The organism is Klebsiella oxytoca NBRC 105695 (genome assembly GCF_001598695.1).
In the GTDB taxonomy this organism is placed as follows: Bacteria; Pseudomonadota; Gammaproteobacteria; order Enterobacterales; family Enterobacteriaceae; genus Klebsiella; species Klebsiella oxytoca.
This window is the reverse complement of record NZ_BCZK01000018.1, coordinates 50,222-63,210: the sequence shown is the minus strand read 5'-3', so window position 1 is coordinate 63,210 and position 12,989 is coordinate 50,222. Positions and strand designations below refer to the sequence as shown.

13 protein-coding genes and 1 tRNA gene are annotated in these 12,989 nt (G+C 53.2%); 11 read left to right on the top strand and 3 right to left on the bottom strand.

What is annotated here, in order from left to right:
- Positions 1 to 223: 223 nt before the first annotated feature.
- The 4 genes from rplU to cgtA all read left to right on the top strand — a co-directional run bounded on the left by rplU (position 224) and on the right by cgtA (position 3,061).
- A complete protein-coding gene (rplU, locus tag KO1_RS23750) occupies positions 224 to 535 on the top strand; it encodes a 50S ribosomal protein L21 (protein ID WP_004106123.1) in 312 nt (103 codons plus the stop codon).
- Positions 536 to 554: 19 nt separating this feature from the next.
- The gene (gene rpmA, locus KO1_RS23745) at positions 555 to 812 is read left to right on the top strand and encodes a 50S ribosomal protein L27 (protein ID WP_003861831.1); all 258 of its coding nucleotides are present in this window, start codon (positions 555 to 557) and stop codon (positions 810 to 812) included.
- 95 nt (positions 813 to 907) lie between these two features.
- The gene (locus KO1_RS23740; RefSeq protein ID WP_004106120.1) at positions 908 to 1,873 is read left to right on the top strand and encodes a DMT family transporter; all 966 of its coding nucleotides are present in this window, start codon (positions 908 to 910) and stop codon (positions 1,871 to 1,873) included.
- Positions 1,874 to 1,888: 15 nt separating this feature from the next.
- A complete protein-coding gene (gene cgtA / locus KO1_RS23735; RefSeq protein WP_004106119.1) occupies positions 1,889 to 3,061 on the top strand; it encodes an Obg family GTPase CgtA in 1,173 nt (390 codons plus the stop codon).
- A gap of 44 nt (positions 3,062 to 3,105) precedes the next feature.
- On the opposite strand, the gene dacB is transcribed toward cgtA, so the two are convergent.
- A complete protein-coding gene (dacB, locus tag KO1_RS23730) occupies positions 3,106 to 4,539 on the bottom strand; it encodes a serine-type D-Ala-D-Ala carboxypeptidase (RefSeq protein WP_064407138.1) in 1,434 nt (477 codons plus the stop codon).
- Between the two features lie 234 nt (positions 4,540 to 4,773).
- Between dacB and greA the strand changes: the two genes are divergently transcribed.
- On the top strand, positions 4,774 to 5,250 hold the full coding sequence (gene greA / locus KO1_RS23725; RefSeq protein ID WP_004106115.1) for a transcription elongation factor GreA: 477 nt from the start codon (positions 4,774 to 4,776) through the stop codon (positions 5,248 to 5,250).
- Between the two features lie 152 nt (positions 5,251 to 5,402).
- Here the strand turns inward: greA and yhbY are convergent, their stop codons facing one another.
- On the bottom strand, positions 5,403 to 5,696 hold the full coding sequence (gene yhbY, locus KO1_RS23720) for a ribosome assembly RNA-binding protein YhbY (protein WP_004139797.1): 294 nt from the start codon (positions 5,694 to 5,696) through the stop codon (positions 5,403 to 5,405).
- A gap of 124 nt (positions 5,697 to 5,820) precedes the next feature.
- Between yhbY and rlmE the strand changes: the two genes are divergently transcribed.
- From rlmE to KO1_RS23690, 6 genes are all read left to right on the top strand, one after another.
- On the top strand, positions 5,821 to 6,450 hold the full coding sequence (rlmE, locus tag KO1_RS23715) for a 23S rRNA (uridine(2552)-2'-O)-methyltransferase RlmE (RefSeq protein WP_004106110.1): 630 nt from the start codon (positions 5,821 to 5,823) through the stop codon (positions 6,448 to 6,450).
- 99 nt (positions 6,451 to 6,549) lie between these two features.
- Positions 6,550 to 8,484 carry an ATP-dependent zinc metalloprotease FtsH gene (ftsH, locus tag KO1_RS23710; RefSeq protein WP_004854549.1) on the top strand — a complete coding sequence of 645 codons (1,935 nt, stop codon included), beginning with the start codon at positions 6,550 to 6,552 and terminating at the stop codon, positions 8,482 to 8,484.
- 96 nt (positions 8,485 to 8,580) lie between these two features.
- Positions 8,581 to 9,429, top strand: a complete 849-nt coding sequence (gene folP, locus KO1_RS23705; RefSeq protein WP_004106106.1) for a dihydropteroate synthase — start codon at positions 8,581 to 8,583, stop codon at positions 9,427 to 9,429.
- Positions 9,422 to 10,759: a phosphoglucosamine mutase gene (gene glmM, locus KO1_RS23700; RefSeq protein WP_004106105.1), complete on the top strand. Its 1,338-nt coding sequence runs from the start codon at positions 9,422 to 9,424 to the stop codon at positions 10,757 to 10,759. Before folP ends, glmM begins: the two co-directional genes overlap by 8 nt.
- A gap of 229 nt (positions 10,760 to 10,988) precedes the next feature.
- Complete coding sequence (gene secG, locus KO1_RS23695) at positions 10,989 to 11,318, top strand: preprotein translocase subunit SecG (protein ID WP_004106103.1); 330 nt, start codon at positions 10,989 to 10,991, stop codon at positions 11,316 to 11,318.
- A 14-nt stretch (positions 11,319 to 11,332) separates the two neighbouring features.
- Positions 11,333 to 11,419, top strand: a tRNA-Leu gene (locus KO1_RS23690).
- A 154-nt stretch (positions 11,420 to 11,573) separates the two neighbouring features.
- On the opposite strand, the gene argG is transcribed toward KO1_RS23690, so the two are convergent.
- Complete coding sequence (gene argG / locus KO1_RS23685; RefSeq protein WP_004106101.1) at positions 11,574 to 12,917, bottom strand: argininosuccinate synthase; 1,344 nt, start codon at positions 12,915 to 12,917, stop codon at positions 11,574 to 11,576.
- Between the last annotated feature and the right edge of the window lie 72 nt (positions 12,918 to 12,989).

Genomic DNA, 12,989 nt, shown 5'->3' with positions numbered 1-12,989 from the left:
CGAATAGGATCACAGAAGGATTAAGACAGAATTAAAAGAAGATGTGATTGTACTGAAAAATTGCCGTAGATAAACGCTGGAGTGAAAGTTGTGTTTTTTTTCTGCGTTGATCGCTGATCGCTCTTGTCAAAGGCTCGCGTTTTGCGTAATATTCGCGCCCTATTGTGAATATTTATAGCGCACTCTGAATCATACGAAGAGGTGCGCGGAAGCGGAGTTCTATATGTACGCGGTTTTCCAAAGTGGTGGTAAACAACACCGAGTAAGCGAAGGTCAAACCATTCGCCTGGAAAAGCTGGACATCGCAACTGGCGAAGCTGTTGAGTTCGCTGAAGTGCTGATGATCGCAAACGGTGAAGAAATTAAAATCGGCGTTCCTTTCGTTGAGGGCGGCGTAATTAAAGCTGAAGTTGTTGCACACGGTCGTGGCGAGAAAGTTAAAATCGTTAAGTTTCGTCGTCGTAAACACTACCGTAAGCAGCAGGGCCATCGTCAGTGGTTCACTGATGTGAAAATTACTGGCATCAGCGCCTAAGACCTGAGGAGAGATTTAAATGGCACATAAAAAGGCTGGCGGCTCAACTCGTAACGGTCGCGATTCAGAAGCTAAACGCCTGGGCGTTAAGCGTTTCGGTGGCGAATCCGTTCTGGCGGGTAGCATCATCGTTCGTCAACGTGGTACCAAATTCCACGCTGGCACTAACGTAGGTTGCGGTCGTGACCACACTCTGTTTGCTAAGGCAGACGGTAAAGTGAAATTCGAAGTTAAAGGCCCGAACAACCGTAAATACATCAGCATCGTTGCTGAGTAAGTTTTTCGTGGTCCGGTAACGGATTAAAGCCCCGCAACGTGTTGCGGGGCTTTTTACATTGAAAACCCGGAAAATTTTCTGCAGGGAAAACGGGCATGAAGCAGCAGGCCGGCATCGGCATTATTTTAGCGCTCACCACGGCGATGTGTTGGGGCGCTTTGCCGATCGCAATGAAGCAGGTTCTTGAAGTGATGGAACCGCCGACGGTGGTGTTTTACCGCTTTTTGATGGCAAGTATTGGTCTCGGCGCCATTCTGGCCATGAAAAGAAAACTGCCTCCGCTGCGTATTTTTCGCAAGCCGCGCTGGTTGATACTGCTGGTCATTGCGACGGGTGGTTTGTTCGGTAACTTCATTCTGTTTAGTTCTTCCTTGCAATATCTCAGCCCCACCGCTTCTCAGGTGATTGGCCAGCTGTCCCCGGTCGGCATGATGGTGGCCAGCGTTTTTATCCTTAAAGAGAAAATGCGCGGCACCCAGGTTGCGGGAGCGCTAATGCTGGTGAGCGGTCTGGTGATGTTTTTTAACACCAGCCTGATTGAGATTTTTACCCGCCTGACGGACTACACATGGGGGGTAATTTTCGGCGTAGGCGCCGCGACGGTGTGGGTGAGTTACGGCGTCGCGCAAAAGGTGTTATTACGCCGTCTGGCATCGCAGCAAATCCTTTTTTTGCTGTACACTTTATGTACGATATCGCTATTGCCATTAGCAACGCCTTCACAGGTGCTGGCATTAAGCGACTGGCAGCTGGCCTGTCTGGTTTTTTGCGGGCTCAATACCCTGGTGGGCTACGGTGCGCTGGCGGAAGCCATGGCGCGCTGGCAGGCGGCGCAGGTGAGCGCGTTGATTACCTTAACGCCGTTATTTACGCTGCTATTTTCAGATTTATTATCACTGGCCTGGCCCGACGTTTTCGCCAGACCGCTGTTGAACCTGATGGGTTATCTCGGTGCGTTTGTCGTGGTTGCGGGCGCGATGTATTCCGCCGTCGGCCACCGTCTTTGGGGACGGTGGCGTAAGCGAGAAGCGGTTGTGCCGCTCCCCCGCTCAGGCGAATGATTTACGGAGAGTAAAATGAAGTTTGTTGATGAAGCAACGATCCTGGTCGTAGCAGGTGATGGCGGCAATGGTTGCGTTAGCTTCCGCCGCGAAAAATATATCCCGAAAGGCGGCCCCGACGGCGGCGACGGCGGCGACGGCGGTGATGTCTGGCTCGAGGCGGACGAAAACCTGAATACCCTGATCGACTACCGTTTTGAGAAGTCTTTCCGCGCCGAACGCGGGCAGAACGGCCAGAGCCGCGATTGTACCGGCAAACGCGGTAAAGACGTGACGGTGAAAGTGCCGGTAGGGACCCGCGTGATTGACCAGGGCACCGGCGAGACGATGGGTGATATGACCAAACATGGTCAGCGCCTGATGGTCGCCAAAGGCGGCTGGCACGGTCTCGGCAACACCCGTTTCAAATCGTCCGTTAACCGTACTCCGCGTCAAAAGACGATGGGGACGCCGGGCGATAAGCGCGATCTGCAGCTGGAGCTGATGCTGCTGGCGGATGTCGGAATGCTGGGGATGCCTAATGCGGGTAAATCGACCTTCATTCGCGCCGTTTCCGCGGCGAAGCCTAAAGTTGCTGACTACCCGTTCACTACGCTGGTACCGAGCCTCGGCGTGGTGCGTATGGACAACGAGAAGAGCTTCGTGGTGGCCGACATCCCTGGGCTGATTGAAGGCGCAGCTGAAGGCGCAGGCCTCGGCATTCGCTTCCTGAAGCACCTGGAGCGTTGCCGCGTACTGCTGCATCTCATCGATATTGAGCCGATTGACGGTTCCGATCCGGTTGAGAATGCGCGGATCATCATCGGCGAGCTGGAAAAATACAGTGAGAAACTGGCTTCTAAGCCGCGCTGGCTGGTCTTTAACAAGATTGACCTGATGGATAAAGCTGAGGCGGAAGAGAAAGCGAAAGCCATCGCGCAAGCGCTGGGCTGGGAAGATAAGTTCTATCTGATTTCCGCCGCCAGCCAGCAGGGCGTAAAAGACCTGTGCTGGGATGTCATGACCTTTATCATCGAAAACCCGATAGTGCATGCGGAAGAAGCGAAGCCCGCAGAAAAAGTCGAGTTTATGTGGGATGACTACCACCGTCAGCAGCTTGAAGAAGCTGAAGTGGAAGATGATGAAGACTGGGATGACGATTGGGACGAAGACGACGAAGAAGGTGTCGAATTCATCTATAAACGTTAATTCCGGGTAAACTAAAAGGGCCGCAGAAGATGCGGCCCTTTTGCTTAATTATTCTGATACAGGTCTTTATACAAGCGGCTTTCGAAGCGCACCAGCGGAATACGTCGGTTACGCTGGTCGGCCGGAGGCACGGCGTAGCCTGATAAATACTGCACGAACGCCATCTTCTGCCCGCTGGCCGTGGTAATGAATCCAGCCAGGTTATACACCCCCTGCAGTGAGCCCGTTTTCGCCGAAACTTTGCCGTCAACGCCTGCCTGATGCAGACCCGCGCGGTATTGCAGAGAGCCATCGTGGCCAGCCAGGGGCAGCATCGAGATAAAGTTGAGCGCGTTATCATGCTGGGCGATGTACTGTAGCACCTGCATCATCGTCGCTGGCGCGATCAGGTTATGACGCGACAGGCCTGAGCCATCGGCAATGATCGTATTCCCGAGATCGACACCGGCCTGCTGACGCAGGATCTGCCGTACGGCATCGGATCCGGCTCGCCAGGTTCCCGGCACGCCGAAGCGAGCATGGCCAATGGTGCGAAACACCGTATCGGCGATCATGTTGTCCGATTTTTTCAACATAATACGCAGCAAATCGTGCAGCGGCGCAGATTGCGTACTCGCCAGGACGGTACCCGGCTCGTTTGCCAGCGTCTGACGTAGCAGCGTACCGCTCCAGGTGATATCGGCGTCGGTCAGCTCCGCTTTCAGAATCGCGCCGGCATAGCTGGCGCCATCCTGAATGGCAAAAGCCAGCGGCAGCGGCTCGCTGCGCTGGGGTAGACAGCCGGTCAGGGTGTAACGGTTGAGATCGCCGGGAACCACGTCCAGCTCACAGTACTGTGCTTCAGAAGAGCCGCGAGCGAGGGTACGCACCTGGCTGAACATGGTCACCGGGTAATAAGACGCCACGCGGATAAACGCCAAATCGCCCGGCTTTTGCGCGCTATAAAGCGAGATGGAGAAACAGTTTCGATCGACAATCGCCGCCGCCGGAGGTGCGCTAAAGCACTGCGTCATATCGTTCCATGGCCAGCCTGGCGCTTTATCATGACTGGCGAAAATGGAGGTATCGATCAGAACATTGCCTTCAATTCGCTGGACGCCTGCTTTCTTCAGCGTGGCAACCATATTACGAATATCCTGGCGCTTGAGGGTAGGGTCGCCGCCAAAGCGCGCAATCAGGTCTCCTTTCAGGATGCCACCGCTGAGGCTGCCTTTCGTTTCCAGCGTCGTGGTGAAGCGGAAATCCGGACCCAGCTGCAGCAGTGCGGCCAGCGCGGTGATCACTTTTTGGGTGCTGGCGGGTAGCGCCATCTGCTGGCTATGGTAGTCTATCTCCGGCGTCGGGAAGCCTACCTTCTGCGCCATAAAGGCAAGGTTTGCGCCCGCAGGAAGCTGATTGATGTACTCGTCAATATTCGCCGCATGAGCGCTAATCGCTATACCGGCAGTCAATCCGATGATAAATCTGGGAAATCGCATAATCTCGCGCTAACAACCTGAAACCAGTCCGTCATACTACGGTGCAACGCCCTGTAAAGTAAACGATGACCCATAATGAACTTCGGGTTAAAATACGTATCAAATTGAAAATTGCTGCTGGCCTGGGGATCGCTTTCCGGGTCGGTTTTCTTTTGCTCCGGCCATGCTCAAGACTTGACCGGCTGCGGAGCAGCGGCGTCTGCTCCATGAAGGATCGATAAAGAGGTATAACAAATGCAAGCTATTCCGATGACCTTACGTGGCGCTGAAAAACTGCGCGAAGAACTGGATTTCCTGAAGTCCGTACGTCGTCCTGAAATCATCGCGGCTATCGCTGAGGCGCGCGAGCACGGCGATCTGAAAGAAAATGCTGAGTATCACGCTGCCCGCGAACAGCAGGGTTTCTGTGAAGGACGCATCAAGGATATCGAGGCGAAGCTGTCTAACGCGCAGGTCATCGATATCACCAAAATGCCTAACAATGGCCGAGTGATTTTTGGTTCCACAGTCAGCGTTCTGAATCTTGATACCGATGAAGAGCAAACTTATCGTATCGTCGGCGATGACGAGGCCGATTTTAAGCAAAATCTGATCTCTGTAAACTCACCGATTGCGCGTGGTTTAATCGGTAAAGAACAGGATGATGTTGTCGTCATCCGTACACCGGGCGGCGAAGTTGAATTCGAAATTATCAAGGTTGAGTACCTTTAATCCGAATTTAACGCTACGATGTTGATGGATTGTAAAGAAAGGAAAAAGGCCGCGTAGCGGCCTTTTATCAACGTCCGGAGCATGGCATTTTGCTCGTCTACCCGCAGAAAACCCTCGATTTACACAAAGTTGTGTCGATAACCAGGATATTCTTAGCGTGGCAGCGAGATTTTACGCTCTTTAGTCGGGCGGTACAGAACCAGCGTTTTACCGATGACCTGTACATTACAGGCGCCGGTTTCGCGCACGATAGCTTCCACGATCAAGGTTTTAGTTTCGCGATCTTCCGAGGCGATCTTCACCTTGATAAGTTCATGGTGCTCTAACGCTTGTTCAATCTCGGCCAGTACCCCTTCGGTCAAACCATTGTTGCCAAGCATAACTACCGGCTTGAGCGGATGTGCCAGACCTTTCAGGTGCTGTTTTTGTTTAGTACTCAGATTCATCGTATTTTTTTGCTTACGTTGGGATTGAAAACGGTTCATTCTACCGCCATCTCCCATATATCGCCAAACTACCGCGTCGATTTTTACGTCGCGAAGTACGATGAACCCGAAATGGGAATGTTAAATGACAGGTAAAAAGCGTTCTGCCAGCTCAAGTCGTTGGCTTCAGGAACACTTTAGCGATAAATATGTTCAGCAGGCACAGAAAAAGGGGTTACGTTCCCGTGCCTGGTTTAAACTTGATGAAATACAGCAAAGTGACAAGATTTTTAAACCGGGGATGACGATAGTTGACCTCGGCGCTGCACCCGGTGGCTGGTCGCAATACGCGGTTACGCAGATCGGTAACAGCGGCCGCATCATTGCTTGCGATCTTTTACCTATGGATCCAATCGTTGGTGTGGATTTCCTTCAGGGCGACTTTCGTGATGAATTAGTCCTGAAAGCGTTACTTGAGCGTGTAGGTGACAGTAAAGTACAAGTTGTCATGTCCGATATGGCGCCAAATATGTGTGGAACACCGGCGGTGGATATTCCCCGGGCCATGTATCTGGTGGAGCTGGCGCTTGGAATGGCTCGAGATGTATTAGCGCCAGGTGGTAGTTTTGTAGTGAAGGTGTTCCAGGGCGAAGGCTTCGATGAGTATCTAAGAGAGATTCGCTCCCTGTTTACGAAGGTCAAAGTTCGTAAGCCGGACTCTTCTCGCGCCCGTTCGCGTGAAGTGTATATTGTAGCGACCGGGCGTAAACCATAACCGGCAGATTTCAAACGAAAGTTTGAAAGACGCGGGATATAGAGTATCCTGACGCTGTTTTTAACACAGTTGTAATAAGAGGTTAATCCCTTGAGTGACATGGCGAAAAACCTAATACTCTGGCTGGTCATTGCCGTTGTGCTGATGTCAGTTTTCCAGAGCTTTGGGCCCAGCGAGTCGAATGGCCGAAAGGTAGATTATTCAACCTTCCTGCAAGAGGTCAATCAGGACCAGGTTCGCGAAGCGCGTATCAACGGACGTGAGATCAACGTTACCAAGAAAGATAGTAACCGTTACACGACTTACATTCCGGTTAACGATCCGAAGCTGCTTGATAACCTGTTGACGAAAAACGTCAAAGTGGTTGGCGAACCGCCGGAAGAGCCAAGCCTGCTGGCTTCTATCTTCATTTCCTGGTTCCCGATGCTGCTTCTTATCGGCGTCTGGATCTTCTTCATGCGTCAGATGCAGGGCGGCGGTGGCAAAGGCGCCATGTCGTTCGGTAAGAGCAAGGCGCGCATGCTGACGGAAGACCAGATCAAAACCACTTTTGCCGACGTCGCCGGTTGTGACGAAGCGAAAGAAGAAGTCGGTGAACTGGTTGAATACCTGCGTGAACCGAGCCGTTTCCAGAAGCTGGGCGGCAAGATCCCGAAAGGCGTCCTGATGGTCGGCCCTCCGGGTACCGGTAAAACCCTGCTGGCCAAGGCCATTGCAGGCGAAGCGAAGGTTCCATTCTTTACAATTTCAGGTTCTGACTTCGTTGAAATGTTCGTGGGCGTTGGCGCATCTCGCGTGCGCGACATGTTCGAACAGGCCAAGAAAGCGGCACCGTGCATCATCTTTATCGATGAAATCGACGCCGTAGGCCGCCAGCGTGGCGCGGGCTTAGGCGGCGGTCACGATGAACGTGAGCAGACGCTGAACCAGATGCTGGTTGAGATGGATGGTTTTGAGGGTAACGAAGGTATCATCGTTATCGCGGCGACCAACCGTCCGGACGTTCTTGACCCTGCGCTGCTGCGTCCGGGCCGCTTTGACCGTCAGGTTGTTGTTGGTCTGCCGGATGTTCGCGGTCGTGAACAGATCCTGAAAGTGCATATGCGTCGCGTACCGCTGGCGCCGGATATCGATGCGGCAATTATCGCCCGCGGTACGCCAGGCTTCTCCGGTGCTGACCTCGCGAACCTGGTAAACGAAGCTGCGCTGTTTGCCGCTCGTGGCAACAAGCGCGTGGTCTCGATGGTTGAGTTCGAGAAAGCGAAAGACAAAATCATGATGGGTGCGGAACGTCGCTCCATGGTGATGACGGAAGCGCAGAAAGAGTCCACCGCGTACCACGAAGCGGGTCATGCGATTATCGGTCGCCTGGTGCCGGAACACGATCCGGTGCACAAAGTGACAATTATTCCGCGCGGTCGTGCGCTCGGTGTTACCTTCTTCCTGCCTGAAGGCGACGCTATCAGCGCCAGCCGTCAGAAGCTGGAAAGTCAGATTTCGACCCTGTACGGCGGTCGTCTGGCAGAAGAAATTATCTACGGCGTAGAGCATGTTTCTACCGGTGCGTCTAACGACATAAAAGTCGCGACTAACCTGGCGCGTAACATGGTGACCCAGTGGGGCTTCTCTGACAAACTCGGCCCGCTGCTGTATGCCGAAGAAGAAGGCGAAGTTTTCCTTGGCCGCAGCGTCGCGAAAGCGAAACATATGTCCGATGAAACGGCTCGTATCATCGACCAGGAAGTGAAGTCACTGATTGAGCGTAACTACAATCGTGCACGCCAGCTTCTGAACGATAACATGGACATCCTGCACGCGATGAAAGATGCGCTCATGAAATATGAGACCATCGATGCTCCGCAGATTGATGACCTGATGGCTCGCCGCGATGTTCGCCCGCCAGCTGGCTGGGAAGAACCGGGTTCGTCCAACAATTCTGACAATAACGGCACGCCTCGTGCGCCGCGTCCGGTTGATGAACCGCGTACGCCAAACCCGGGTAATACCATGTCAGAACAGCTGGGCGACAAATAAGTTAGCCGTCATTGATGCTGTTGTACTTTTAAAACCCCAGGGCGTTTGCTCCGGGGTTTTTCTTTTTCAATCTTTCTCTGACTCAGGGACATAGCGATGAAACTTGAAGCCCAGGGTTCAACCCTCGATCTCTCCCACCCCCATGTAATGGGAATTCTTAACGTCACCCCGGATTCGTTCTCTGACGGCGGGACTCACAATACGCTGGTAGAAGCCGTTAAACATGCCAATCTGATGATTAATGCCGGAGCGACTATTATTGATATCGGTGGGGAATCGACGCGCCCGGGGGCCGCAGATGTCAGCGTTGAGGAAGAGCTCGCTCGAGTCATTCCGACGGTAGAAGCCATTGCCCAGCGCTTCGAAGTGTGGATCTCCGTTGATACCTCTAAACCGGAGGTGATTCGTGAATCAGCGCGCGTGGGGGCGCATATCATCAATGATATCCGTTCGTTAACCGAGCCGGGAGCGCTGGAGGCTGCGGCGGAAACCGGCTTGCCGGTGTGCCTGATGCATATGCAGGGCCAGCCCAAGACCATGCAGGATGCCCCTAAATACGCGGATGTCTTTGCTGACGTTGAACGCTTTTTTGTCGAACATATTGTGCGCTGCGAGCGGGCCGGTATCGCAAAAGATAAATTGCTGCTCGACCCGGGATTCGGTTTCGGTAAAAATCTTTCCCATAATTATGAACTGCTTGCCCGACTCAGCGAGTTCCATCATTTCGGTCTTCCGCTACTGGTCGGTATGTCGCGTAAGTCGATGGTAGGCCAGTTGCTTAATGTCGGGCCGAAAGAACGCCTGAATGGCAGCCTGGCTTGCGCAGTCATTGCTGCAATGCAGGGCGCGCAGATTATTCGCGTCCATGATGTCAAAGAAACGGTAGAAGCGCTGCGTGTGGTGGAAGCTACCCTGGCCGCTAAGGAAAATAAACGTTATGAGTAACCGCAAATATTTTGGTACTGATGGTATCCGTGGCCGCGTAGGCGATGCGCCAATAACGCCAGAATTTGTCTTAAAGCTGGGCTGGGCGGCTGGAAAGGTGCTGGCGCGCCACGGTTCGCGCAAGATTATTATCGGTAAAGATACCCGTATTTCAGGCTATATGCTGGAGTCCGCGCTGGAGGCTGGCCTGGCTGCCGCAGGGTTATCCGCTTCTTTCACCGGCCCAATGCCAACGCCGGCAATTGCCTATCTGACGCGAACCTTCCGCGCGGAGGCCGGAATTGTGATCTCCGCTTCGCATAATCCGTTCTATGATAACGGTATTAAATTCTTCTCTATCGAAGGGACTAAGCTCCCGGATGAAGTTGAAGAAGCCATTGAAGCCGAAATGGAGAAAGAGCTGACCTGCGTTGATTCCGCCGAGCTGGGCAAAGCCAGCCGTATCGTCGACGCGGCTGGTCGCTATATCGAGTTTTGCAAAGGCACCTTTCCGAACGAGCTGAGCCTCAACTCCTTGAAAGTGGTGGTCGATTGCGCTCACGGCGCGACTTACCATATCGCCCCGAGTGTTTTCCGCGAGCTGGGCGCTCAGGTGATCGCCATGGGCTGTGAGCCTGATGGACTCAACATCAATGAAGAAGTCGGAGCGACGGATGTTCGTGCTCTGCAGGCGCGCGTGCTGGAGGAAAAAGCCGACCTGGGTATTGCCTACGATGGCGATGGCGATCGGGTCATAATGGTGGACCATGAAGGCAATAAAGTCGACGGTGATCAGATCCTCTACATCATAGCTCGCGAGGGTCTGCGCCAGGGGCAACTGCGTGGCGGCGCCGTCGGGACGCTCATGAGCAACATGGGGCTTGAACTGGCGCTCAAACAGCTGGGTATTCCTTTCGTTCGCGCGAAGGTAGGTGACCGTTATGTGCTGGAAAAACTGCAGGAGAAAGGCTGGCGCATCGGTGCCGAAAACTCCGGCCATGTGATCCTGCTGGACAAAACCACCACGGGGGATGGGATTGTCGCCAGCCTGCAGGTGGTGGCGGCGATGGTGCGTAACCATATGAGCCTGCACGATCTGTGTAGCGGAATGAAAATGTTCCCGCAGCTGCTGGTTAATGTCCGCTTTACCGAAGGTAGCGGTAACCCGCTGGAACATGAACATGTAAAAGCGGTCACGGCAGAAGTGGAGGCCGAGCTGGGCAATCGTGGCCGCGTCCTGCTGCGTAAATCAGGCACCGAGCCGCTGATTCGCGTTATGGTGGAAGGCGAGCATGAAGAAAAGGTGCACGAGTTCGCCCATCGTATCGCTGATGCCGTAAAAAGCGTGTAATTTGTCTGGCTAAGTAATTAAAAAGGCGACGCTTGCCGCCTTTTTAATCGACAAAAAATCGCTTTTTGCTGTTTTTTTCCGCACTTGATACAATGCGTTGAAATTGCCCTTGCGAAGGTCATTCGCTTTGGTTAGTATTCACACCCGCTTCAGTGGGAAACGTTAAAACGTCCCGCTTTATTGGTCGAAGCACTTGGTATGCGGCGAATCCGCAAGGAACAGGTTGATTATGTACGAAGCTCTTTTAGTTGTTTTCCTTATTGTGGCAATTGGCCTTGTTGGTCTGATTATGCTGCAGCAAGGTAAAGGCGCTGATATGGGAGCCTCCTTCGGAGCAGGCGCTTCCGGCACTCTGTTTGGATCCAGCGGTTCTGGTAACTTCATGACCCGCATGACTGGTATCCTGGCTGCGCTGTTCTTCATCATCAGTCTGGCGCTGGGTAATATCAACAGCAACAAGACCAACAAAGGAAGTGAGTGGGATAACCTGAGCGCTCCGAAAACCGAGCAAACTCAGCCGACAGCTCCGGCACAGCCGAGCAGCGACATCCCGCACTGATAAGTAGTATCCGTACCGAGGTGGTGGAATTGGTAGACACGCTACCTTGAGGTGGTAGTGCCCTAACGGGCTTGTGGGTTCGAGTCCCATCCTCGGTACCAATTTCCTGAAAAAAGACGCTGAAAAGCGTCTTTTTTTTCGTCCAGAGAAAAGTGCGCAGTCGCATAAGCGGCTGATATTCCTCTTCAGTTGGGGGCGGGATTTCACAGCATAAAAAAGGCCGCTTGCGCGGCCTTTACTGTTTTCTCAGGGATGTTACTTAGCTTTATTTTCCAGGTTTTCCACCTGCGGCAAGCCGGTGGCGGAAGAGGCGGTCAGCAGTCCGGACTGAGCGTAGCCAAACAGCTTATCGCGGGTATCGGTGATATCCAGATTGCGCATTGTCAGCTGGCCGATACGGTCCTCAGCGGAGAACATTGAGTCGCCTTTTTCCATGGTCAGGCGTTCTGCTTTATAGGTCAGATTATCTGACACGGTATTCAGGATGGAATAGTCGTTGCCGCGACGCAGTTCAAGGGTCACTTCGCCGGTGATTTGGCTGGCCACCCAGCGCTGCAGGCCGTCGCGCAGCATCAGAGCCTGTGAGTCGAACCAGCGCCCCTGATACAGCAGACGACCCAGCTGACGACCGTGTGCGTGATATTGTTCGATGGTATCTTCATTATGAATACCGGTCAGCAGACGCTCATAGGCAATATGCAGCAGCGCCATCCCGGGGGCTTCATAAATGCCGCGGCTCTTCGCTTCGATGATACGGTTTTCGATCTGATCGCTCATGCCGAGTCCATGGCGGCCGCCGATGCGATTAGCTTCCAGCATCAGCTCAACGTCATCGCTAAAGGTCTGTCCATTCAGCGCAACCGGGTGGCCTTGTTCAAAGCGGACGGTGACTTCTTCCGCAGGAATTTTGACGCTTTCATCCCAGAACTTCACGCCCATAATCGGGTTCACAATCTTGACGCTGGAGTTCAGGAACTCAAGATCTTTAGCCTCGTGCGTAGCTCCCAGCATATTGGAGTCGGTTGAGTAGGCTTTTTCAACGGACATTTTATAGTCAAACCCGCAGGAAATCATAAATTCTGACATTTCCTGGCGGCCGCCTAACTCGTCGATAAAGTCGCTATCCAGCCACGGTTTGTAAATTTTCAGCTCTGCGTTGGTCAGCAGGCCGTAACGATAGAAACGTTCGATATCGTTGCCTTTATAGGTACTGCCGTCGCCCCAGATGTTAACGCCGTCTTCTTTCATCGCGGCAACCAGCATAGTACCGGTCACTGCGCGGCCCAGCGGAGTGGTATTAAAGTAGGTCAACCCGCCGGTGGTGTTATGAAATGCGCCGCACTGGATTGCAGCAATACCTTCCGCAACCAGCTGCTTACGGCAGTCGATCAGACGAGCTCCTTCAGCACCATACTCTTTGGCACGACGAGGAATGGCTTCGTAATCGTCTTCGTCTGGCTGTCCCAGGTTAGCGGTATATGCATAAGGGACTGCTCCCTTTTTACGCATCCACAGCAGCGCGGCGCTGGTATCCAGCCCACCAGAAAAAGCAATACCAATACGTTGTCCTACCGGGAGATGCTTGAGAATCGTCGTCATAAAATAAAACCCTGCTAGAGAGACTGTGGTGAGTTTGACTCAACAATCTTTATTGCATGTTTATGCATTAAT